The following is a 20,962-nucleotide window of genomic DNA, read 5'->3' as shown; positions in this document are numbered from 1 at the left end:
CCTAGCGACTAATCTGGCGGACACGAGGCCCATGGGCGACCCGCCGCGCGCGGTTTCCGCCATTGGCATTTCCGATCGTCTGCGGCATGACGCAGATAGGAGGCGACATGGCAGAGATCATCTTGGTCCGGCACGGGCAGGCAAATTCAGGCGCAACGGACGAGGCGGGCTATGACCGCCTATCCGAAGTGGGCCACAAACAAGCCCGCTGGCTGGGCGACCACCTGCGTGACACGGGAGCGCATTTCGACCATATCGTGCGCGGCGACATGCGCCGTCACCGCGAAACCGCCGATGGGATCGGGGTCGAGGCGCAGGTGGACGCCCGCTGGAACGAGCTGGGATATTTTGCGCTGGCCGATGCCCTAAACCGTCTGACGGGCGTCCCCCACCCCGAACCGGGTGAAAGCTTTGTCCAACACGTGGATCAGGTGTTTGACCACTGGCGGCGCGACGCGTTGCCGGATGTGCCAGAAAGCTATGCCGCGTTCGAGGGACGCATTCTTGACGCCCTCGGGGATGTTGCCGCAAAGGGCGGGCGCAGCCTTGTCGTCACCTCGACCGGCGTCATTTCCATCGTGCTGCGCCATGTGCTGGACCTGCCCCACGCGGGCCACATGAAGCTGCTTGTGCAGACCCGCAACACGTCCCTGCACCAGATCGAACACCTGCACGGTGGCTACTACGTTGCCGAATACGGCAGCGTGCCCCATCTGGCCCACCCCGACCGCGCCCCCTTCCGCACCTATTATTGAGGAGCCTGCCATGACACATCTTTGGGTCCGCGCGGAACGCCGCGCCAACGAACAACGGGTGGGCATCACGCCCGAGGGCGTCGCGAGACTGATCGCGGCGGGCCTGCGCGTCACGGTCGAGCAAAGCACGCAACGGGCGATCCCCATCGACGGCTACCGCGCCGCCGGGGCCGAAATCGTGCCGGAATGGGCGTGGGAAACTGCGCCCGAGGACGCCGTTATCTTTGGCCTGAAAGAATTGCCTGAGGACGGCACCCCCCTGCGCCACCGCCACATCATGTTCGGCCACGCTTTCAAGGGACAGCTGTCGGGCCGAGCCCTGCTGGACCGGTTCAAGGCCGGGGGCGGGACGCTGTACGATCTGGAATACCTCGTGGACCCGGACGGGCGGCGCGTTGCGGCCTTCGGCTACTGGGCGGGCTACGCAGGCGCCGCCGTGAGCCTGATGGCGTGGATCGCCCAGCAGCGCGGCGCGCAATGCGGGGCGGTGGGTGTCTGCGACAGCGCCACGCATCTGCTGGCCGATCTGCAAGGGCAACTGGTGTCTGCGGGCACCAATCGCCCCACGGCCCTGATCATCGGTGCATTGGGGCGCGTGGGCACCGGGGCGGCGGACCTGATGACGGCCATGGGTGTACCCGTGACGAAATGGGACATTGCCGAAACCGCCCACGGCGGGCCCTTTCCGGAGGTTCTGGCCCACGATATTTTCATCAACTCCATCTTTGCCCGCCCGGGTTGTCCGGTGTTCGTGCCCGCATCGGCCAAGACCGCCGCGCGCAAATTGACTGTGATCGGGGACGTGGCCTGCGACCCAGACAGCGACTACAACCCCGTGCCGGTCTACGACCGTGCCACCACATGGGACGACCCGGTGGTGCGCGTGCACGATGACCCGCCGCTGGACGTGATGGCGATCGACAACCTGCCGTCCATGCTGCCGGCGGAATCGTCCGAGGACTTTGCAGATCAACTCTTGCCCAGCTTACTGACACTGGGTGACATCGAGGCTGGCGTCTGGGGCCGCGCAAAAGCGACCTTTGATGCACATATTTGAGACCGGGGGCCAGCCCCCGGACCCCCCGAGGGTATTTTTGGAACAATGAGGAAGGGAGGGTCCGAGATGATCCATTGGTGTGGAACAGGCCTGAGCGCGGTGCCGGGCTTGCGGCGCTTGATCGAGGCGGGGCACGACGTTACCGTGTGGAACCGGTCTGTGGACAAGGCGCAAGCGGCGGTGGGGGATCTGACCAATCGGATCCAACACTTTGATCTGGACACGCTGGCGGGTGCCATAGCTGCCGGTGACGTGGTTGTGTCCATGCTGCCCGGCGACTGGCATGTGCCTGTGGCCGAGAAATGCCTCGCCGCGGGGGCGCATTTCGTGTCCTCCAGCTATATTGCGCCCGAGATGCGGGCGTTGAACGCGGCGGCGGCCGACAAGGGCCTGTGCTTTGTCAACGAGGTCGGGCTGGACCCCGGGATTGACCACCTGATGGCCCACCACTTGGTGACGGACTATCGGGCCAGCGGTGCGTTCGACGCGGGCAACACCCTGACCTTTCTGTCCTATTGCGGCGGCATCCCCAAGACGCCCAACCCGTTCCGATACAAGTTCAGCTGGTCGCCCCTTGGCGTGCTCAAGGCGTTGCGGTCGCCATCGAAGTCGATCCAGAACGGACAGGTGCTGGACGTGGCGCGCCCTTGGGACGCCATCAGCAGCTATACCGCGCCCTTGGCCGAGGCCGAGAGTTTCGAGGTATACCCTAACCGCGACAGCCTCCCCTTCATGGCGGAATACGGGTTCGACCCCGCTTGGTCGGTGGACAAATTCGTGCGCGGCACACTGCGCCTGAACGGCTGGACCGAAGCATGGGGCCCCGTGTTCAAGGAAATTGAAACGCTGGAGGGCGCGGCTGGCGAGGCACGGCTGAAGGAAATGTCGGACCAGTTCTGGGCCGAGAACGCCTATGACGAAGGGGAGCCTGACCGCGTGGTCCTGTGCGTTGTCGTGCAGGCCAAGCGGGACGGTCAACCGGTCTACCACAAGACCTACGCCATGGATGCATGGGGCACGGACGGCATCACGGCCATGGCGCGGCTGGTGTCGATCCCGGTGTCCCTGGCCATCGAGGCGGTGCTGGACGGGCGCATGGCCCCCGGCGTGCAAGCCGCCCCAAGCGACCCGGCGTTGGTGTCAGAATTCATGGAAAAGGTCGGCCAGATCGCCCAGCACCTAGAGGTCGTGGACCACTTGGCAGGTTAATAAAGTGTGAACAATCAGTCAGTTATGCTGACTGATTGTTACGCGTGCGAAACACCTTACAGTTCACCTTCCGCATCGGCGACGGAAATCCCCATCGCCTCAAGCCCGTCTTCAAGGTAGTCGGGCAGCAGCGGGTCCGATGTCAGGTAATCCTCGGTCGGGGCGGTCTTTTCGCGCCGGGCGGTCAGGACAGCCTCGTCCCAGTCGTCGGCGTCAAAGCTGTCGCGCCCGACCCACATCAGCGCCACAAGCTGCGCCTGTTCATCACTGTTCATACCACTGATATAGCGGGCGAGGGTCAGGTTTTCGTTCTCGCGCGCCAAGGCGATGACGCGGATGATTTTGCTTGGGTTCAGGTCCATGGGGGTCTCCTTTAAGGTGACACTACCCCACACTGCCTTGCGCGCGATTTGACCCGGATCAACCGGACTTGCGGCCAAACAGGGGATAGTAGGCCCAGTCGGGCAGGAACTGACTGGCGCGGAACATCCACGAAAACGCCATGGGGAAGCTTTTCTTGAAGGCGTCGGAGCACATCAGATCAAACATCTCGTCCGCCGCCTGTTCGGGCGTCATCAGGAACGGCATCTTGAAGTCGTTCTTGTCGGTCAGGCGGGTCTTGATAAAGCCCGGGTTGGCGACCTGAACGGTGACGCCGGTGTTGCGCAGGTCGCATTCCATCCCCTCGGCCAGCCACATGACACCGGACTTGGACGCGCCGTAGCCGGTGGCCCCGGGCAAACCCCGAAATCCCGACAAAGACCCGGTCAGAACGATATGCCCGTCGTCGCGCGCAACCATGTCCTTGACCACGGCACCCACGGTGCGGGCGCACCCGGTGAAGTTGATGTCGCACATCGCCTCCACCTGTTCGGCGTCCCATTCCTGCGCGGGTTGCGGCCAGTAGACCCCCGCCAGATATACCAGACCGTCGATCTGGCCGATATCCGCGGCAGCTTGGCTGACAGAGGCCATGTCCGACACATCCACCGGCACAGCGCGTGCCTTGCCCGGCAGGTCGGCCACAAGGGCGTTCAGTTTATCTTCGGACCGGGCGGATACGACGACTTCGGCCCCGGCACGGCTGAGTTTGTGGGCAAGGGCCGCGCCCAACCCCTCGGACGCGCCAACCAGCCAGTAGTTTTTGCCTTTGAAATCACGCATCTTGGGGGACCTTCCTCATGGTGGCCACAAGCTCCGCCACCTTTATTCCAAACTTTCTAAACTGGCTGCGATTCATGATCGTGCCGTTTTCGACCTGATACATCCAATCGGTCACCGATAGGGTATGACCGCCAGCGGTTGCGGGCAAGATGATGTTGTAATTCAGTTGCACCGCGGGGCCGGCCTGCCAACCGATGCCCTCGCCCTTCAGGTCCGGGGCGCTTGCGGTGATTTCACCGTCGTCCCCAAGGGTCAGGGTCCACTCGCGGTCCTGAGTGTTGCCGTTGTCATAGCGGAAATGCTCGGTCATGCGGCCCACGTTCCCGTCCCAGGTGGCATTCATTTCCGCCACAAAGCGCGAGGTGACGCGCCCCGTGGGTCCGTAGATCACACCCTCACACAGCAGGGGGCCGTTCAATTCCTTGCGGATGTCCAAGACCGGGCCCTGGCCTACGTAGTCGGACATAGACTGCGCCGAGAAAGACGCAAAACGTGCGCGGGCCCAGAACACGGCAGCCATCAGCAGCGCGCCGACAAGGATCAATAGCATCTCCATGGGTCAGGTCTCCTCTAGCGGGGTCGCAGCCAAAAGGGCGATGGCGACGAGTTTCAGGGCGCAGGGCACCCCTGCGTATAGGATCGTCAGGGTGGTCAACGCCTGTGGGGGATTGGTCGTTCCCGAGGCAAAGCCGCTGGCGTGTAGGATAGGAAGTAGCGTGACGGCGGCAAAAGCGAGGGTGAACTTGGAAACAAAGGACCACAGGCCAAAGGCCTGGCCCGCATTGGGCGCGATCCGCCCCATGTGGCGGGCGAAAATCGCAGGCAGCAGGGTAAGGTCCGCGCCAAGCGCTGCACCCGAGGCGACGCAGATCACCGCAAACAACCACAGATCGCCCGATCCAAGGGTTAAGGCAAAGGCAAAGGTGACAATCGCCAACGCCATGCCGATCAACAGCGTGCGGCGTGCGCCCAGTCGGGCGGCGATCTTGCCCCAAACCGGCGCGCTTGCGGCGGCGGCGAGGAAGAACAGCAGCAGCATCGGCCCCTCTTGCCCCGGAGCGTCCAGCCGGGATTCCACAAAAAACAGAAACAGGGTCGAGGTCACCGCTACGGGGGCTGCATTGATCAGCGCGATCAACAGCAGACGCCGGGCCGTCGCGTCACGCAACACCAGCGACATGGGCGCGCCGGGGTCCGTGGTGGCGGTGCGCCATTCGCTGCGCATCAACCAGACGGCCAGCCCGGCCCCCACGGCGAACAGGCCCGCGTAGGCGGCAAAAGGCGCGCCCGTACCCATCAGGACCACCGGGGCCACGGCGGCGAGGCAGACGCCCACCAGCGCGCCGGTCTCGCGCCATGTGGCAAGGCGCACGTGGCCGCCAGCGCCCAACGCCTCGGCCTTCAACACGCCTTGGGTGTAGAAATTGATCGTCAGCAGGGAAAAGCCCGAAAACAGCGCCGCCAGTGTCACGGCAAACCACCACACCGGCGCGATCGGCGGAGTGACAGCAAAAAGGCCGACCATGGCCACGGCCATCAGCGCCCCGCCCCCCGCGACCATGGCTCCGCGATAGCGGCGCGCGGCCTCTGACACCCACCCTAGCAGCGGGTCTTGGATCACGTCGATCAGGCGCAGGGCGAACAGGGCAATCGCCAGCGCCCCCAAGGAGACGCCGTATTCGTCCACGTAGAACTTGGGCGCGTGGATATAGATCGGCAGGCCCGCCGCCGCCAACACGCCTGCAAACACCGCATACCGTGGCAGGCCTTGGGTCAACGGGACACCTCGGACGCGGGCGGTGTCGGACGGGGTGGTACTTGGCCCCCTTCCACCACAACTTCAGCGCCTGCCAGTGGATCAGGGCCATGACCCGGCGCGCGCCCAAGGGGCGGCGGATCGCGGCGCGCAGCAGACCCACAGAGGTCAGCGGCTTGCGTGGCCCACATAGCGTTGCGATCAAGCCCCCTTCCCGGCGGAATAGTCGATCCAGATGCCAATCCGGTCCGCGGTGATGTCGAAACGGAACGTATAGCCTCCCTCGACCACCTGAAACGGCGAGACGTGGAAAATCTTGGTCGCCAGCATCTTGGTGCTGGGATCAATAGGCGCGAGGTTTTCCGTGTGGCACAAATAGGAATGACGGTCGCCAAAGGTGTTGTTGACCTCGGCAATCACCACCCGCAGCTCTTGCTCCGTGTCGTAGCACAGCCAAAAGCTGACCGGGTTGAACACATAGCCGAACATGCGCGGCTGGGTCAGCAGCAAGGTCTTGCCGCGCGCGAAATGCAAGGCATGGGCGTCCAGCACGTCTGCCACCCACGACAGGCCCCGCCCCGCGCCGGGCGCCCCCCGTGATCCGTGTCATGCACCGACGCCAGCCCCCGCCCGTTGCGCGAGAACAGCGCGGGCAAGGGCCCCTCGTCGGCCAAATCCAGCATCACGTAGTCAATGGAATACTTGAACGCGTTGGACACATCGCCCTTACGCCCGTGCCACGTGTGGCCCGCGATATGGTCAAGGACGCGGGTCATTGGGCCGCCAGCGCCGGTGCGGATTTGTTGATCCCCTCAACTACATCCCAAGCGCTGGCATAGCCGTCCTCGTGGAATCCGTTGCGCATCCACGCACCACAGAACCACGTGTTGGCCGCGCCATTGGTGGCCTTGATCCGGTCCACCGCGCCGGCCATGGCCACGTCGAACACAGGGTGGGCAAAGGTGACTTCGTCGTAGATCAACTCCTGCCGGATCTCTTTCTGACTGTTCAGCGTCACCAACAGCAGGTCATCCTCGGGGATGTTTTGCAGGCGGTTCATCCAGTAGGTCAGGTCGATGGCCCCGGTGCGGTTGCCCCCGGTTTCCGAATAGACCCAGGACGCCCAGCATTTCTTGCGCTTGGGCATCACGCTTGGGTCAGCGTGCAGGGTGGCGCGGTTGGGCTGGTAGCGTACGGCGGCCAGATTGGCGCGTTCCTCGGGTGTCGCATCAGACAGCAGGGCCAGTGTCTGATCGGAGTGTGTGGCGAAGATCACCTCGTCATAGCCCTTCCATTCGGCCCCTTGGGCTTTGACCTCGACACCGCCGCCGTCCGTCCGGCGCACCGCATCAACGGGTGCGCCCTTGTTGACCTGCACCGTGCGGTTGGTCAGGGCCGCCTCCAGCCGGGTGACATACTGGATCGACCCACCGTCCACCGTGTACCACTGATGCTGGCCAGTGTGGTGCAACAGGGCATGGTTCTTGAAGAACTCCACAAAGGCTTTGGCAGGGAAATCAAAAATGTTCATGGACGGGGTGGACCAGATCGCGCCAGACATGGGGCCAATGTACAACTCGCGGAACGCCTTGCTCATGCCGAGTTGATCGCACAGCGCGCCCAGCGTCATCTCGCCCGCCTCCGCTGCTGCCTCGGCCTTGGCGTTGAAGCGCAAGATATCACGCACCATTCGCAGGAAGGTCGGGCTGACCGCGTTCTTGCGTTGCGCAAACAGCGCGTCCATCGTTTGCAGACTATACTCCAACCGCCCATCGTCGAAGGACGCACCAAAGCTCATGTCCGATTTAGCAACTGGCACGTCTAGTTCCGCAAACAGGCGCGTCAGATGGGGATAGTTAGCGTAGTTGAAGACGATAAAGCCCGTATCCACAGGCTGATCCCCGTTCTTGCCCGCGATCTTGGTGCGCGCGTGACCACCCAAACGTCCCTCTGCCTCGTACAAGGTGACCGAGTGTTCCTGACTCAGGTGATAGGCGGCAGCCATGCCAGAAATCCCACCCCCAATGATTGCGATACGGCGGGGGGCGGTGGTGTAAACTTCGAATGGCACTGTGAAACCTCTGATCTGTCTAGTTTTGTTTACATATACGGACCAAAATCCCAAATGGTTCAAAAAAAGAATTTGTGATCCAAGCGGAAGACCGCCCCGTAACAGATTTATGTTGATCGCAACGTCAGATGGGCGGATGATACAACCTTCGCGTGCGTATCCACCGCGCGATGGGGAACACCGGACTTCTGCCGTTATGATGACAAAAGACGACGAGGCGCATTGGGTTGCACAGATCATCGCCGTTGGGACCGACAAGGACCAACGGGCCTTCGCTGAACTGTTCCGCCACTTTGCCCCCCGTGTGAAGGCGTTTTTGTTGAAATCCGGGGCCGATATGTCCCTGGCGGAGGAATGTATGCAGGAAGTCATGGCAACGCTATGGCGCAAGGCGCATCTTTATGACCCCACGCGAGCCTCCGTCTCGACGTGGATTTTTACGATTGCGCGGAACCGCAAGATCGACATCATCCGAAAATCACGCCGCCCCGAACCCGAAGATTTGCCCTGGGGCCCCGAGGCTGAACCTGAACAAGGGGACGTCATCGCGCTGCAACAAGACAGCGCGCGGCTCGCAGAGGCTTTGAAAACACTTCCCGACAAACAGCGCATTTTGGTGGAACGTGCCTTTTTCGGCGATTTGACGCATAGCGAAATCGCCGCTGAAACCGGACTTCCCCTTGGCACGATCAAGTCGCGCATTAGGTTGGCGATCGAACGGTTGCGCCACTCCATGGGCGCGGAGGCATTATAAATGGTTACTCACCATATCAACGACGACCTTTTGATGGGATATGCGGCGGGCGCCTTGCCCGAGGCGTTTGACCTTGTGGTCGCATCCCATGTGTCCCTAAACGATGACGCCCGCGCGCGCCTGTCTTCGTTCGAGGCGCTTGGCGGCGCTGTGCTGCAAGACGCAGGCGAGGCCGAACTGGCCGACGACAGCTTCGAGGCGACGATGGCCCGCATCATGGGCACCGCCCCCGCCGACACCGTGCCAGAGGCCGCCAAGGCTCCCTCCCACAACGCCGTTTTCCCACGATGCCTGCGCGACTATGCGGGCGGCGACGTGGACGCGGTGGCATGGAAACCTGCCGGCCTGGGCGTCAAACAATGCGTCCTGCAAACCGGGGACGAGGGCGCCGTTGCCCGCTTGCTGCGCATCCCCGCCGGCCAAGCCATGCCGGATCACGGCCACCACGGCATCGAAGTCACGCTGGTCCTGCAAGGGGCCTTCATCGACGACGGTGAACGGTTCGGGCGTGGCGATATCGAAATCGCCAACACTGACGACGAACACACCCCCGTGGCGGATATTGGCGAAGACTGCATTTGCCTGATCGTCACCGACGCGCCCCTGCGCTTCAACGGGTTCTTGCCGCGCATCGCACAGAAAATCCTGCGCATCTAGCGTCCTTGACGTTCGAGGCATGGATCACCTTCACCATGTTTTGGGTGGTCTTTGTGACGACTCCCGGCCCCAATGCCGTCAACTGCATCACCACTGCCATGCAAACGGGGCTACCGCGTGCCCTGTGGTGCGTTGCGGCCATCCTGACCCAAGCCTTCCTGTTTCTGTGGGGCGCGGCCTTGGGGGTGACCGCCCTGATACTCGCCTCCCCTACCGCCTTTGTTGCCCTGAAACTCGGCGGTGCAGCCTTCCTGATCTGTCTCGGCGTCAAGGGCTGGCTGACCGCACACAAGCCGCCCAAGATCCCCGCAACCTCGGGCGGGCTGTTCGGACGCGCTTTCCTGATCGCAACGCTCAACGCGAAATCCGTGGCAGGCTATATCGCGGCGTTCAGCCAGTTCGTCCAACCGGACGTGCCGATCCTGACACAGATGTGGGTGATCCTGCCCACCGCCCTGACCCTGACCGCAGCCAGCTACACGACCTACACGGCCCTTGGCCACTGGCTGGGCCGCCGCGCCCTTGGGGCCGTGTTCAGCGTCTGGTTCCGACGGGCCATGGCCCTGTGCTTTGTGGCTTGCGGCACGGCACTGGCTCTGACTTGACACGACGTCCGCGCGGCCCACACTCTTGCCCATGACTTGGGCCATCCACATCTCTCGCACACAAGGCATCTCGCTGGTCAAACAGCCCGCCGGTCAACGCCGTGCCCAGCTGTTGCGCCTGATCCGCCTGACGATGATCGCCTTCGCCAGCTTCGTCGTGGCCCAAACCCTGCTCTACGTCGCGTTGGACGCATTGCTGTGAACAAGTTTGGCCCTTCGCGTGGCGAGCTCTGGTTCCGCCTTGGCTTTTCGATCTTTGGCCTCTGCGCCATGGCAGTCGCGCTCGGCACCCAAGACCTGACCGGCTACGCATGGATGGAGGTCGCAGCCATCGGCACTCTGTTTTTCGGCGGTACAGGCATCTGGTCGGCGTGGCAGCTGTGGAAAACCAAATGAAGCTGACGATCACACTGCTGGCCCTGATGGCCCTCGCCGGTATCTTTTGGGCGGTGCTGACGCTGGTTCTGATCCAAGACCGATCCGACCCCAACAAACGCTACGCTTGGTTGGGCCTGACAGCACTGATCGCCGCACTGGCCACGACCCTCACCCTCATTGTTCCCTAAATACCCTCGGGGGCGGCGCACCGCGCCGGGGGCAGAGCCCCCACATCCGCAACCGCGACCGACTAGGTCGCGCCCTTCAGGTCAGGCACCCCACGCCGCGTCCTGCATTTCCATCAACCGGCTTGCGGTGCGCTCAAACTCAAAACTGCCCGCACCGTCCAGATACAGCATATCCGGCACCGCCGCCGCCTGCACGATCACGCGCACCCGCGCCTCGTAGAGCGCGTCGATCAGGGTGACGAACCGCTTGGCCTCGTTGAACCGCTCCGACGACAGCTGCGGCACCTCCGTCAGGATCAATACCCGACAGGCCTGGGCTAAGGCCAGATAGTCCCCCGCGCCCAAGGGCCGCCCGCACAGCTCCGTAAAGGTCGCCTTGGCCACACCGCCCCAAAACGCCGGGATCTCGACCTGCCGCCCTTTGACATGCAGCACCAGACCCTCTCGCTGGCCACCGGTCAGGTCGTCCCAGATCCCGTTCACCTGCGCCCGGGTGTCTGCGTTCAACGGCGCGAAATAGACGCCACTGCCCGCAAGGCGATTCTGGCGATAATCCGTCGCGCTGACCAACTCCCGCACCTCCAACCGCTCTTCAATCAGCGCTATGAAGGGCAGGAACAGCTGGCGGTTCAGCCCATCCTTGTAGAGGTCGCTGGGCGCCCTGTTGGACGTCGTCACCACATAGACGCCGCCCTTGAACAGCGCCTCGAACAGGCGGCCCACGATCATGGCGTCGGTAATGTCGGTGATCTGCATCTCGTCGAAACACAGCACCCGCACATCGCGGATGATCCCTTCGGCCACGGGGGCCAGCGCGTCAGACACCCCGCGCTTGCGCGCCTCGGCCATGCCCGCGTGGATCTCCTGCATGAAGGCATGAAAATGTACCCGGCGCGCGGGCACCCGAAGGGCGTCATAGAACAGGTCCATCAGCATGGATTTGCCGCGCCCGACCCCGCCCCACATATAGACCCCAAGGGGCCCCTCTGGGGTATCCTTGCGGAACACGCGGGCGAACAGACCCTTACGCTCGGGGTGGTCCAAACGCTCCCGCAGCTCCTCCAACGGGACAAGGGCGGCCCGTTGCGCGGGGTCCGGGCGCAAGGCCCCTTCGGCCACACGGGCGTCGTAGATAGCGGTTAACGGATCAGCCATGGCCTCGTGTCTAACCCACGCCGCCCACATTAGAAAAGCTGAACCGTTGCGGCAAAATCTTTCATTTGACCCGAACGCGCGCGCCCACCACAGTCGGCCAATGACACAGACCCGTACCCCCCTTTTCACGCCCATCCTCATCGGGGGCTGCATCGTCCTGATGGCGGGCTTTGCCATTCGCGCCGCCTTTGGCATCTTTCAGATCCCCATCGAGACAGAGTTCGGCTGGCCCCGGGCAGAATTCTCCCTCGCCATTGCCATCCAGAACCTGGCCTGGGGGATTGGCCAGCCGATTTTTGGCGCGCTGGCGGAAAAGTTCGGGGACCGCAAGGCGATCATCTGGGGCGCGCTGATGTATGCGGTGGGCATGGCCCTGTCGGCCTATGCCTTCACCCCCGGGCAGCACCAGTTTCTGAACATCCTTGTGGGCTTTGGCATCGCAGGCACGGGGTTCGGCGTGGTGCTGGCGGTCGTGGGCCGCGCGGCCAGCGACGAAAACCGGTCCATGGCCCTTGGCATCGCCACCGCCGCCGGGTCTGCGGGCCAAGTCGTAGGGCCCATTGTAGCGGCCACCCTGCTGGCCGTGATGACATGGCAGGGCGTTTTTCTGATCTTCGCAGGCGGCATCCTGGTCATCACCTTTGCCTGCCTGCCCCTGCTGCGGGCCCAGCCCATGGCCACCCGCGCCGAGCTGGAGGAAAGCATGGGCACCGTCCTCAGACGCGCCCTGACCGACCGCAGCTACATCCTGATCTTCATCGGCTTCTTTTCCTGTGGCTACCAACTGGCCTTCATCACCGCCCACTTTCCGGCCATGATCACCGAATACTGCGGCCCGATCGACCCCAACGGCATGTTGTCCAGCATCGGCGTGACCACCACCAGCGCCCTTGGGGCCTTTGCCATCGCGCTGATCGGTCTGACCAATATTGCAGGCACGATCTATGCAGGCTATCTGGGCAAGACCTACAGCCGCAAGAACCTGCTGGTGGCGATCTATCTGGGGCGCACACTTGCCGCCGCTGCCTTCATCATGGCCCCGATCACACCGTTCACCGTAGTCTTGTTCAGCCTTGTGATGGGGTCGCTCTGGCTGGCGACGGTGCCCCTGACATCCGGTCTTGTCGCCCATATCTACGGGCTGCGCTATATGGGGACGCTCTATGGTATCGTGTTCTTCAGCCACCAATTGGGCAGCTTCATGGGCGTCTGGCTGGGGGGCACCCTGTATGATGCAACGGGCGGGTACGAAACGGTCTGGTGGGTCGGGGTCGGCGTCGGGCTACTGTCGGCTATCGTCCACATCCCGATCCGCGAGAAACCCACCGCCCTCGTCCCCGCCCAGTAGCACGCGCAGCACCGCCTCGGCGTGCGCATAGGGCAGGTCGTGACCCGCCGCATCCACCGTCACTTGCACCGCCTCCGCGTTCAGGCCCGCAAGGCGGTCGCGGTTCACAATGGGGATGACCTCGTCCCTCGCCCCCCAGATCGCACAGACCGGCATACCCCGTTCCGACAGACGCGCGTGGCGGATGATGTGATCCTCGCCCAGCGTCTCGATGTAGGACGACAGGACCGCCCGCAGATATCCCCGCTTGCGCGTCTCGGCCACCAACTTGGCCTTCATCTCGCCGGGCAGTGTGGTGTCGGCGGCAATGCCGCGCCGCAAGTACCACGCCCCCAAGGCGTACCACATCAGCGGCCCCAGCACCGGCACCAAGTCCCCCATACGGTAGCCCCAGCCCAGCACATGACCCAGCCCCCAGGCGAGATCAGGACGACCCGTCCCACCCGGTCGGGCCTGTCCGTAGCCAAGGCCGTGGCGATGGACCCGCCCATGGAAAAACCCACGACCGTCACCGGGCCTTCCACCGCCAGATGGTCCAGCAGCTGCACCGCTTGGCGCAGGTATCGGTCGGTGTCGTAGGGACCAAGTGGGGCCGCTGAGGCGCCCCGCCCCAGCAAGTCATACCGCAGCACGCGGTAGCCTGCCGCGACCAGCTCGGGCACCAGCGCATCCCAGACGAACATCGGCGTGGTCAGCCCGTGGATCAAAAGGATCAGCGGCCCCTTGCCCTGCACCTCGTAGGCCGTGGCCCCCTCGGGCAGGTCAACTCGCAGCATCTAAAATATAGCGCGCTGTCATCAGGTCGAGATGCGCGCCGCCACCGTTTTTGAACAGTGTAATCGCGTCGTCACTGGGCCGGACCAACGGCCCGTCATAATAATCGGCGCGGATATCGGCAGGGGTGATGGTGCCCGCTTGCAAGGGCGTTTCGATCTCTCCGATATGGCCGATGGTCGTGGCGCGGCTGTCCACATAAATAGCCGACCGTGTCAGGGCGGTGTCGTCCGCCTCGCGCATGTCGGGGCGGTAGGCGCCGATCAGGTCAAGGTGCTGGCCCGGGCGCAGCCAGTCGCCCTTGATGAACGGGTCCGTCGCCATGGTGGCGCTTGTGATGATGTCCGCGGCCTGCACGGCGCTTTGCAAATCATCGGCCACCGCACAATCGTAGGCCGCGCCAAAGGCCGCTGCCTTGACCGGGTCGCGGGCCCAGATGGTGAACTGCGCGTCCGGGAACCCGGCGCCGTAGGCCGCACGCAGGTTCGCCGCCACAGTGCCAGCACCCACGATCAAAATCCGCTGACTGCCCGGCCGGGCCAGCTGCAACGCGGCCCAAAGGCTGTCGCCTGCGGTCTTCCACTTGGTGATCAGCCCGAAATCAAGGGTCGCGGCAAGGGTCCCGTTCCCATCGTCAAACAGGCTGACCGCACCGCCCACCGTGGGCCGATCGGTGTTGCCCGGAAAGATCGTGGCGGTTTTGACCAGCATCCCCAGCCCGTCGATCCACGCCGCGCGGGAAAGAACTGTGTCCTTGCCCCGATACAGGAACGTATCGCCGATCTCTGCGCGGGGCAGGCGGTGCCCGGCCTCGAACGCGCGACACAGGCCCAACCAATCCAACCGTGCCTCCGCCTCGGGCCCGATCCATAGGGGGGCTGTCATCGCGTGGCTTCCTCGGCCGTCAACAGGCCGTGGCGCACAAGGCTGTCGGCCCAGCCCTGCGGATCCTTGAACAGATGGGTCTGCCAGCCGCGCGCCCGGGCCGCGGCGATGTTGTCGTCGCGGTCATCGGTGAACAGCAGGCGGTCCGGGGCGACGCCGCAACCCTGTTCCAACATCTCGTAGATGCGCGGGCTGGGCTTGATCACCCCCATGCGCCCCGACACATAGTCCTGGTCAAATTCGTTCAGGAAACTGTAGATCGAGGCGGCATAATCAAATGTCTCCACCCCGAAATTGGTCAGACTGAACACTGGCACACCCTTGGCCCGCAATGCGCGCAGCAGGTGTACGGAATGAGGGATCACCGGGCTGGCCAGCTGGATCCAGTCGTCGTGCCACGCGCGGATTTCAGTGGCAAAGGCGGGATAGGCGGCCTCGGTTTCCGCCAGCACATCGTGAAAGTTCTCGCCGCTGTCGACCCGGTCGTTCATGGCATGCAGATCCACCGTGCCAAACAGGTCCCGGCGGCGATGCTCACCAAAATGGCGGTCAAAATAATGCTCTGGCTGCCACTCGATCAACACATTCCCGATGTCGAAAACAACTGCGTCGATCATGCGTAAAGCGCCTCTGCGTGGAATGCGATGTGGTCTTCGATAAAGGTCGAGACAAAGAAATAGCTGTGATCATAGCCCTTTTGCAGGCGCAGCTGCCCGGCCACGCGCGCATCGGCCATGGCCTTGGCCAGCGCCTCGGTGCGCAGAAGGTCCCAGAACTGATCCTCTGTGCCCGTGTCCACCAACAGCGGGATATCCAGCCCATCCACCCGCATCAGGTGGCTGGCGTCGTGGTCTTCAAACTCGGCCCCCTCGCCCAGATAGGCACCCAGCTGCTTTTGCCCCCAATCACTGGCCGCCGGATTGCAAATGGGCGAAAAAGCCGACACCGACCGAAACCGGTCCGAGTGCTTCATGGCCAAGGTCAATGCCCCATGCCCGCCCATGGAATGGCCGGTGATCGACTGGCGTTCGGGGTCCAGCGCAAAGCGGTCGAACACGAGGGCGGGCAGATCCTCCATGATGTAGGATTCCATGGAAAAATGCGGCGCCCAAGGCCCTTCGGTCGCATCCACATAGAACCCGGCCCCTTGGCCCAGATCATAGTCATCGTGGTCCGCCACCTCCGCCCCGCGCGGCGAGGTGTCGGGAAAGATCAACGCGATCCCCTGATCTGCGGCCCAAGCCTGCGCGCCCGCCTTCACCATGGCGTTTTCATGGGTGCAGGTCAGACCCGACAGATACCACAGCACGGGCACAGGGCCGTCCGCCGCCTCTTCAGGCAAGAACAAACCAAAGGTCATGTCCACGCCACATGTCTCCGAGGCATGGCGATACACGCCTTGGGTGCCGCCAAAGCACCGGTTTTCACTCAGGGTTTCCATGATGCGCCTCCTGTTTGCCCAGACCATGGCCGGGGCCGCGCCCGCATGCAAGCACCGCCTCACAACTCAAGGGCGCCCACCCGGCTTCATTGGGTTCAAAATACCCCAACACACCCTATCCAATCCAAACCCGCCACCAACAGCGAGGCACCGCCTGTGCATCGCATCAGGCGCGGACCGAAGGGGCTCAATGCCGCCGAGGGCCGGTCCCCTAGTCGTAGACGCGCTGATCGTCGATCACCTTGCCGTCGTTGGGCAAAGCCTCCACGCGCTCAACCGTGCCCCGCAGTTTCAACACCTCTTGCACCGATGCGGCCCAAGCGGCGGCATCGCCGCCCGCGGCCTCCACCTGCACGGCCATGGCATCCTGCGCACCGTCCCGGGTCACAACGACACGCGCCCGCGCAACCTCTGGATGTCGAGATACAAATTCGGCAACCTGTTCGGGGCGCACAAACATGCCCTTCACCTTGGTCGTCTGATCCGCACGACCCATCCAGCCCTTGATCCGCGTGTTCGTCCGCCCGCAAGGCGACTGCCCCGGCATCACCGCCGACAGGTCCCCGGTGGCAAACCGGATCAACGGATAATCCGGGTTCAGTGTCGTAATCACCACTTCGCCCACTTCGCCCTCGGCCACCGGGTCACCCGTGCCCGGGCGCACGATCTCCAGAATGACGCTTTCATCCAGGATCATGCCTTCTTCGGCCTCACTCTCATAGGCCAGCAGCCCCAGATCAGCGGTGGCATAGCACTGTCGGCACGTCACACCCCGGTCGCCGTATTCCGCACGCAAGGCGGGGAACAAGGCCCCCCGGACACCGCCGCCCGGGTGATCCCCAGGGGCAGGCCCATCTCGGCGGCCTTATCCATGATCACCTTCAGATAGTCGGGCGTCCCCGCATAGGCCGTCACCCCGATGTCATGGGCCGCGCGCGCCTGCAACTCTGTCTGGCCTGTGCCTGCAGGCAACACCGTGGCCCCCACCGCCCGCGCACCGCTTTCAAACATGTGCCCCGCAGGGGTCAGGTGATAGCCAAAACAGTTCTGCACCACATCCCGGGACCCGATGCCCAGAGCATGCAGAAACCGCCCGAACCGCCACCAATCCTCCGTCACGCCGCCAGGTTCATAAATCGGCCCCGGAGACTGAAATACATGGCCCACATTCTTGACCGGCAAGCCACCAAAGGGCGGCGCTTCCTTTTGCAATCCCACCAACTGATCCTTGCGCATCACCGGCAGCATCGTCAGATCCGACAGCTCCGCGATAGGGGGGATCCCATTGCGGATCAACTGGCCATTGAGGCTTTCCAACTGGGCATGGGCCCGGCTGTCCGCGCTGCGGGTCTCAAGCTCATCATAATATGTCATAAATTGTCCCTTACGACAGCCAGCGTTTGCGGCGGCGATAACTGCGCACATCCCGGAATGATTTGCGCCCCTCATCCGACATGCCCAGATAGAATTCCTTGACGTCCGGGTTTTCCCGCAACTCGGCGGCGGGCCCGTCCATCACCACACGGCCACTCTCCAGAATATAGCCATAGTGCGCAAACCGCAGGGCCACATTGGTGTTTTGCTCAGCCAACAGGAACGACACGCCCTCGCGCTCGTTCAGGTCCTTCACGATGCCAAAAATCTCTTCGACCAGCTGCGGGGCCAACCCCATTGACGGTTCGTCCAGCAAGATCGTCTCGGGCCGCGACATCAGCGCGCGGCCAATGGCGCACATCTGTTGCTCCCCCCAGACGTATAGCCTGCCTGGGATTTCCGCCGCTCCTTAAGGCGCGGGAAATATGTATACACAAGGTCCAGATCATCGGCCACAGCCTTGCCACCGTCGCGCCGGGTGTAGGCACCGGTCAACAGGTTCTCCTCGACGGTCAGGTGCTCAAAACAGTGGCGCCCCTCCATCACCTGGATCACACCCTTTTTCACCAGATCAGCGGGGGACAGGTCCTGCACCCGCTCGCCGTGGTACTCGATGGACCCCTTGGTCACCTCGCCCCGCTCGGACCGCAACAGATTGGAAATCGCCTTCAGCGTCGTGGTCTTGCCCGCGCCGTTGCCCCCCAGCAGAGCCGTAATCCCGCCCTTGGGCACGGTCAGGCTGACACCCTTCAACACTAGGATCACGTGATTGTAGATCACCTCGATGTTGTTGACCTCCAACAGGGTTTCGGCCTGCACTTGGTCCTTGGCACCATCCAACATCTCTTCATCCCCGATTAAGGTTAACGCGCGGGCACTGCCCCAAAAGACAAACCCACAGCTTCATTGGGTCAAAAATACCCCAAAGCTCCGGCGGCAACGAATGCTGCCGCCGGATCAGATCACATCAGTTGCACGAGGCGGGCGTGATCCCGTTCTCGTTCGCATAGGCCATGGAGTCCTCCATCACCAAAGGCATGATGACCTCCTCCCGCTCAGAGGCAATCCAATCGGTGATGATGTTCCACTCGCCCGCAGCGGCATCCCACTGCTGCACCTTGGCCTCACCAGACCCGCCGTGGTTGCCACAGGACACGCTGAACGCCGGGCCAAAGTCCGCCATACCGGCGGCGGCCATCACCTCTTCGGTGATCTCCAACGCGGCCATGCCGTCTTGCATCATCGCAGGCGTGATGTCGGCAACCCCGTGGATCTCTTGCGCCTTTTTCACCGCCTCGGCGGCCAGCATCGCGGCGTATAGACCACGGTTGTACAGCACCGATCCGATCTGATCGCCGTTGCCAGCGGCCAGACCCTTGGCCACCACATGTTCCTGAATGTCAGCAAACACGGGGAAATCCGACCCTACGTTGTGCATGGCAAGGGACTTGTAGCCATTGGCGGCCTCACCCACGGGCAGAACGTCATTTTCAGACCCGGCCCACCAGTTGCCGATAAAGTTCTCCATGGGGAAACGGATGTTCGCGGCCTCTTGGATCGCAACCTGGTTCATCACGCCCCAGCCCCACATCACCACGTAATCGGGACGCTCGCGCCGGATTTGCAGCCACTGGGACTTTTGCTCTTGCCCGGGATGGTCCACCGCCAACAGGGTCACGTCAAAACCGTACTTCTCCGACAGCACTTCGAGGGTGCGGATCGGTTCCTTGCCATAGGCAGAGTTGTGGTAAACCAGCGCAATCGACTTGCCTTCCAGCGACCCGCCGTTCTCCTCCAACAGGTGGTTCACGGCGATGGACGCCCCGTCCCAATAGTTGGCGGGATAGTTGAACACGTTGGGGAACACCGTGCCATTCACCGCAGATGTCCGGCCATAGCCCATGGTGTGCAGGGGGATGCCATCGGCCGCCGTGCGCGGGATCAGCTGATAGGTGATGCCCGTGGACAGGGGTTGATAGACCAGGGACCCTTCGCCCTTGGTGCTTTCGTAACACTCAACGCCCTTTTCGGTGTTATAGCCGGTCTCACACTCCAGCACACGGGTGGGCACGCCACCGATGCCGCCGTCCCGCTCGTTCAGCAGGGTAAAGTAATCCGCGTAACCATCCGCAAAAGGGATGCCACCGGCCGCATAGGGCCCGGTGCGGTACGACAGGGACGGGAACACAAGGTCCGCCATCACAGGGCTGGCGGCCATCGTGGCGGCCACCGCGTAGGTTGCTAGTTTCTTCATGTTCGTTCCTCCCATTGAACGTCTTGTTGTAGGGTGGGACTTGTCCCACCGCCCCTCTAGTGGGGAAACGGCCAAAGCCGTAACTTCTCTTTCGCCACGCGCCACAGCTGCGCCAGCCCGTGGGGTTCGGCCACCAGAAACACGATGATCAGAAAGCCCACGACGACCAGGTTCAGGTGCGCCACGATATCCGTGGGCCAGCCGAACCAATCCACGCCCACGATCTTCAGCGCCACAGGCAGCAGCACCAGAAACGCCGCCCCCGCAAAGGACCCGAAGATCGAGCCGAGCCCCCCGATGATGATCATGAACAACACGAGGAAGGATTTTGTGATGCCAAAGGCCTCCCCCACTTCGACCGCGCCCAGATACACCGCAAAGAACAGCGCGCCCGAGATGCCGATGAAAAAGCCCGAGACCGCAAAGGCCGACAGTTTGGCCCGCAGGGGGTTCACCCCGATGATCTCGGCGGCGATGTCCATGTCCCGGATCGCCATCCACTGACGCCCGATAGACCCGCGTGTCAGGTTGCGCGCGATCCACGCGGTCAAGATCACAAAGACCAGACAGAAACTGTAGGCGGCCCACGCCTCCACGGCGGGGCCGGTCACGGCGACGCCCGCCACCGTCCGCTCCGGCGCGTTGATCTGACCAGAGGCGGAGTAGTTGTAGAACCACCCCACCTTGTTGAACATCCACACAAGGAAGAACTGCGCCGCCAGCGTGGCCACCGCCAGATAGAACCCCTTGATCCGCAGGCTGGGCAGGCCGAACAACACGCAGACCACCGCCGTGATGCCCCCGGACAACAAGATCACAAAGATCATGTTCATCTCGGGAAACCCGGTCATCAACTTGTAGGCCGCATAGGCCCCCACGGCCATGAACCCGCCCGTGCCCAAGGACACTTGCCCGCAGTACCCCGTCAGGATGTTCAACCCGATCGCCGCGATGGCATAGATCAGGAACGGCACCAAAAAGGCGTTGGCCCAATAATCGTTCACAATGAACGGCAGGACGCCCAAGGCCACGGCCAACACGAAATAGTACCGATACCGATCAAACTTGATCGGAAAGGTCTGGCTGTCGTCCTGATAGGACGTCTTGAAATCCCCGGCTTCGCGGTAAAACATCTGC

General features: G+C 63.0%; 23 protein-coding genes and 3 pseudogenes. 10 read left to right on the top strand and 16 right to left on the bottom strand.

What is annotated here, in order from left to right; genetic code table 11:
• Positions 1 to 107 precede the first annotated feature (107 nt).
• From ACZ1G0_RS03140 to ACZ1G0_RS03130, 3 genes are all read left to right on the top strand, one after another.
• A complete protein-coding gene (locus ACZ1G0_RS03140; RefSeq protein WP_472735611.1) occupies positions 108 to 755 on the top strand; it encodes a histidine phosphatase family protein in 648 nt (215 codons plus the stop codon).
• Positions 756 to 765: 10 nt separating this feature from the next.
• Positions 766 to 1,812 (top strand): saccharopine dehydrogenase, encoded by a 1,047-nt coding sequence (locus tag ACZ1G0_RS03135; RefSeq protein WP_472735610.1) that lies wholly within the window; start codon positions 766 to 768, stop codon positions 1,810 to 1,812.
• Positions 1,813 to 1,878: 66 nt separating this feature from the next.
• On the top strand, positions 1,879 to 3,021 hold the full coding sequence (locus ACZ1G0_RS03130; RefSeq protein ID WP_472735609.1) for a saccharopine dehydrogenase family protein: 1,143 nt from the start codon (positions 1,879 to 1,881) through the stop codon (positions 3,019 to 3,021).
• A 56-nt stretch (positions 3,022 to 3,077) separates the two neighbouring features.
• Here ACZ1G0_RS03130 and ACZ1G0_RS03125 read toward each other — a convergent pair whose 3' ends face one another.
• The 6 genes and pseudogenes from ACZ1G0_RS03125 to ACZ1G0_RS03100 form a co-directional block, all read right to left on the bottom strand.
• Positions 3,078 to 3,383, bottom strand: a complete 306-nt coding sequence (locus ACZ1G0_RS03125) for a DUF3775 domain-containing protein (protein ID WP_472735608.1) — start codon at positions 3,381 to 3,383, stop codon at positions 3,078 to 3,080.
• Between the two features lie 58 nt (positions 3,384 to 3,441).
• Complete coding sequence (locus tag ACZ1G0_RS03120; protein WP_472735607.1) at positions 3,442 to 4,185, bottom strand: SDR family NAD(P)-dependent oxidoreductase; 744 nt, start codon at positions 4,183 to 4,185, stop codon at positions 3,442 to 3,444.
• Complete coding sequence (locus ACZ1G0_RS03115) at positions 4,178 to 4,741, bottom strand: DUF3833 domain-containing protein (protein WP_472735606.1); 564 nt, start codon at positions 4,739 to 4,741, stop codon at positions 4,178 to 4,180. The genes ACZ1G0_RS03120 and ACZ1G0_RS03115 overlap by 8 nt, the downstream gene beginning before the upstream one ends.
• Positions 4,742 to 4,744: 3 nt before the next feature.
• A complete protein-coding gene (locus ACZ1G0_RS03110; RefSeq protein WP_472735605.1) occupies positions 4,745 to 5,962 on the bottom strand; it encodes an MFS transporter in 1,218 nt (405 codons plus the stop codon).
• Positions 5,959 to 6,717 (bottom strand): annotated as a pseudogene (locus ACZ1G0_RS03105) (DUF1365 domain-containing protein). The gene ACZ1G0_RS03110 and the pseudogene ACZ1G0_RS03105 overlap by 4 nt, the downstream one beginning before the upstream one ends.
• Positions 6,714 to 8,012: an NAD(P)/FAD-dependent oxidoreductase gene (locus tag ACZ1G0_RS03100; protein WP_472735604.1), complete on the bottom strand. Its 1,299-nt coding sequence runs from the start codon at positions 8,010 to 8,012 to the stop codon at positions 6,714 to 6,716. The pseudogene ACZ1G0_RS03105 and the gene ACZ1G0_RS03100 overlap by 4 nt, the downstream one beginning before the upstream one ends.
• A gap of 199 nt (positions 8,013 to 8,211) precedes the next feature.
• Here ACZ1G0_RS03100 and ACZ1G0_RS03095 point away from each other — a divergent pair, with 199 nt between their 5' ends.
• From ACZ1G0_RS03095 to ACZ1G0_RS03070, 6 genes are read left to right on the top strand one after another with little or no spacing between them, the layout of a single operon-like run.
• On the top strand, positions 8,212 to 8,766 hold the full coding sequence (locus ACZ1G0_RS03095; RefSeq protein ID WP_472735603.1) for a sigma-70 family RNA polymerase sigma factor: 555 nt from the start codon (positions 8,212 to 8,214) through the stop codon (positions 8,764 to 8,766).
• Positions 8,767 to 9,423: a ChrR family anti-sigma-E factor gene (locus tag ACZ1G0_RS03090; RefSeq protein WP_472735602.1), complete on the top strand. Its 657-nt coding sequence runs from the start codon at positions 8,767 to 8,769 to the stop codon at positions 9,421 to 9,423.
• Positions 9,424 to 9,428: 5 nt separating this feature from the next.
• Complete coding sequence (locus ACZ1G0_RS03085; RefSeq protein WP_472735601.1) at positions 9,429 to 10,028, top strand: LysE family translocator; 600 nt, start codon at positions 9,429 to 9,431, stop codon at positions 10,026 to 10,028.
• A gap of 31 nt (positions 10,029 to 10,059) precedes the next feature.
• On the top strand, positions 10,060 to 10,230 hold the full coding sequence (locus ACZ1G0_RS03080) for a hypothetical protein (protein WP_472735600.1): 171 nt from the start codon (positions 10,060 to 10,062) through the stop codon (positions 10,228 to 10,230).
• On the top strand, positions 10,227 to 10,424 hold the full coding sequence (locus ACZ1G0_RS03075; protein ID WP_472735599.1) for a hypothetical protein: 198 nt from the start codon (positions 10,227 to 10,229) through the stop codon (positions 10,422 to 10,424). Before ACZ1G0_RS03080 ends, ACZ1G0_RS03075 begins: the two co-directional genes overlap by 4 nt.
• Entirely contained in the window at positions 10,421 to 10,594 is a 174-nt protein-coding gene (locus ACZ1G0_RS03070) for a hypothetical protein (RefSeq protein WP_472735598.1), read from the top strand. Before ACZ1G0_RS03075 ends, ACZ1G0_RS03070 begins: the two co-directional genes overlap by 4 nt.
• 81 nt (positions 10,595 to 10,675) lie before the next feature.
• Here ACZ1G0_RS03070 and zapE read toward each other — a convergent pair whose 3' ends face one another.
• Entirely contained in the window at positions 10,676 to 11,749 is a 1,074-nt protein-coding gene (zapE, locus tag ACZ1G0_RS03065; protein ID WP_472735597.1) for a cell division protein ZapE, read from the bottom strand.
• A gap of 100 nt (positions 11,750 to 11,849) precedes the next feature.
• Here zapE and ACZ1G0_RS03060 point away from each other — a divergent pair, with 100 nt between their 5' ends.
• On the top strand, positions 11,850 to 13,097 hold the full coding sequence (locus ACZ1G0_RS03060) for an MFS transporter (RefSeq protein WP_472735596.1): 1,248 nt from the start codon (positions 11,850 to 11,852) through the stop codon (positions 13,095 to 13,097).
• Here ACZ1G0_RS03060 and ACZ1G0_RS03055 read toward each other — a convergent pair.
• The 9 genes and pseudogenes from ACZ1G0_RS03055 to ACZ1G0_RS03015 form a co-directional block, all read right to left on the bottom strand.
• On the bottom strand, positions 13,032 to 13,478 hold the full coding sequence (locus ACZ1G0_RS03055) for an alpha/beta fold hydrolase (RefSeq protein ID WP_472735595.1): 447 nt from the start codon (positions 13,476 to 13,478) through the stop codon (positions 13,032 to 13,034). The genes ACZ1G0_RS03060 and ACZ1G0_RS03055 overlap by 66 nt on opposite strands.
• A complete protein-coding gene (locus ACZ1G0_RS03050; protein WP_472735594.1) occupies positions 13,445 to 13,873 on the bottom strand; it encodes an alpha/beta fold hydrolase in 429 nt (142 codons plus the stop codon). The genes ACZ1G0_RS03055 and ACZ1G0_RS03050 overlap by 34 nt, the downstream gene beginning before the upstream one ends.
• Complete coding sequence (locus ACZ1G0_RS03045; RefSeq protein ID WP_472735593.1) at positions 13,860 to 14,756, bottom strand: ornithine cyclodeaminase family protein; 897 nt, start codon at positions 14,754 to 14,756, stop codon at positions 13,860 to 13,862. Before ACZ1G0_RS03045 ends, ACZ1G0_RS03050 begins: the two co-directional genes overlap by 14 nt.
• Positions 14,753 to 15,373 carry an HAD family hydrolase gene (locus tag ACZ1G0_RS03040; protein ID WP_472735592.1) on the bottom strand — a complete coding sequence of 207 codons (621 nt, stop codon included), beginning with the start codon at positions 15,371 to 15,373 and terminating at the stop codon, positions 14,753 to 14,755. Before ACZ1G0_RS03040 ends, ACZ1G0_RS03045 begins: the two co-directional genes overlap by 4 nt.
• Positions 15,370 to 16,197 (bottom strand): S-formylglutathione hydrolase, encoded by an 828-nt coding sequence (gene fghA / locus ACZ1G0_RS03035; RefSeq protein ID WP_472735591.1) that lies wholly within the window; start codon positions 16,195 to 16,197, stop codon positions 15,370 to 15,372. The genes ACZ1G0_RS03040 and fghA overlap by 4 nt, the downstream gene beginning before the upstream one ends.
• Positions 16,198 to 16,408: 211 nt before the next feature.
• A pseudogene (locus ACZ1G0_RS03030) lies at positions 16,409 to 17,571 on the bottom strand (phenylacetate--CoA ligase family protein).
• Between the two features lie 10 nt (positions 17,572 to 17,581).
• Positions 17,582 to 18,414, bottom strand: a pseudogene (locus ACZ1G0_RS03025) (ABC transporter ATP-binding protein).
• Between the two features lie 124 nt (positions 18,415 to 18,538).
• Entirely contained in the window at positions 18,539 to 19,825 is a 1,287-nt protein-coding gene (locus tag ACZ1G0_RS03020) for an ABC transporter substrate-binding protein (protein WP_472735590.1), read from the bottom strand.
• A 56-nt stretch (positions 19,826 to 19,881) separates the two neighbouring features.
• A complete protein-coding gene (locus ACZ1G0_RS03015; RefSeq protein ID WP_472735589.1) occupies positions 19,882 to 20,958 on the bottom strand; it encodes a branched-chain amino acid ABC transporter permease in 1,077 nt (358 codons plus the stop codon).
• Positions 20,959 to 20,962 lie beyond the last annotated feature (4 nt).

The organism is Thalassobacter sp. HA4-2, assembly GCF_055693705.1.
This window is presented reverse-complemented; position numbering and strand designations above follow the sequence as displayed.

What these genes read in the sequence shown, in the direction of transcription:
- ACZ1G0_RS03140 (WP_472735611.1), top strand. Translation starts at nt 108, where the DNA reads ATGGCAGAGATCATCTTGGTCCGGCACGGGCAGGCAAATTCAGGCGCA.
- ACZ1G0_RS03135 (WP_472735610.1), top strand. Translation starts at nt 766, where the DNA reads ATGACACATCTTTGGGTCCGCGCGGAACGCCGCGCCAACGAACAACGG.
- ACZ1G0_RS03130 (WP_472735609.1), top strand. Translation starts at nt 1,879, where the DNA reads ATGATCCATTGGTGTGGAACAGGCCTGAGCGCGGTGCCGGGCTTGCGG.
- ACZ1G0_RS03125 (WP_472735608.1), bottom strand. Translation starts at nt 3,383, where the DNA reads ATGGACCTGAACCCAAGCAAAATCATCCGCGTCATCGCCTTGGCGCGC.
- ACZ1G0_RS03120 (WP_472735607.1), bottom strand. Translation starts at nt 4,185, where the DNA reads ATGCGTGATTTCAAAGGCAAAAACTACTGGCTGGTTGGCGCGTCCGAG.
- ACZ1G0_RS03115 (WP_472735606.1), bottom strand. Translation starts at nt 4,741, where the DNA reads ATGGAGATGCTATTGATCCTTGTCGGCGCGCTGCTGATGGCTGCCGTG.
- ACZ1G0_RS03095 (WP_472735603.1), top strand. Translation starts at nt 8,212, where the DNA reads ATGACAAAAGACGACGAGGCGCATTGGGTTGCACAGATCATCGCCGTT.
- ACZ1G0_RS03090 (WP_472735602.1), top strand. Translation starts at nt 8,767, where the DNA reads ATGGTTACTCACCATATCAACGACGACCTTTTGATGGGATATGCGGCG.
- ACZ1G0_RS03080 (WP_472735600.1), top strand. Translation starts at nt 10,060, where the DNA reads ATGACTTGGGCCATCCACATCTCTCGCACACAAGGCATCTCGCTGGTC.
- ACZ1G0_RS03070 (WP_472735598.1), top strand. Translation starts at nt 10,421, where the DNA reads ATGAAGCTGACGATCACACTGCTGGCCCTGATGGCCCTCGCCGGTATC.
- zapE (WP_472735597.1), bottom strand. Translation starts at nt 11,749, where the DNA reads ATGGCTGATCCGTTAACCGCTATCTACGACGCCCGTGTGGCCGAAGGG.
- ACZ1G0_RS03060 (WP_472735596.1), top strand. Translation starts at nt 11,850, where the DNA reads ATGACACAGACCCGTACCCCCCTTTTCACGCCCATCCTCATCGGGGGC.
- ACZ1G0_RS03055 (WP_472735595.1), bottom strand. Translation starts at nt 13,478, where the DNA reads ATGGGGGACTTGGTGCCGGTGCTGGGGCCGCTGATGTGGTACGCCTTG.
- ACZ1G0_RS03050 (WP_472735594.1), bottom strand. Translation starts at nt 13,873, where the DNA reads ATGCTGCGAGTTGACCTGCCCGAGGGGGCCACGGCCTACGAGGTGCAG.
- ACZ1G0_RS03045 (WP_472735593.1), bottom strand. Translation starts at nt 14,756, where the DNA reads ATGACAGCCCCCCTATGGATCGGGCCCGAGGCGGAGGCACGGTTGGAT.
- ACZ1G0_RS03040 (WP_472735592.1), bottom strand. Translation starts at nt 15,373, where the DNA reads ATGATCGACGCAGTTGTTTTCGACATCGGGAATGTGTTGATCGAGTGG.
- fghA (WP_472735591.1), bottom strand. Translation starts at nt 16,197, where the DNA reads ATGGAAACCCTGAGTGAAAACCGGTGCTTTGGCGGCACCCAAGGCGTG.
- ACZ1G0_RS03020 (WP_472735590.1), bottom strand. Translation starts at nt 19,825, where the DNA reads ATGAAGAAACTAGCAACCTACGCGGTGGCCGCCACGATGGCCGCCAGC.
- ACZ1G0_RS03015 (WP_472735589.1), bottom strand. Translation starts at nt 20,958, where the DNA reads ATGTTTTACCGCGAAGCCGGGGATTTCAAGACGTCCTATCAGGACGAC.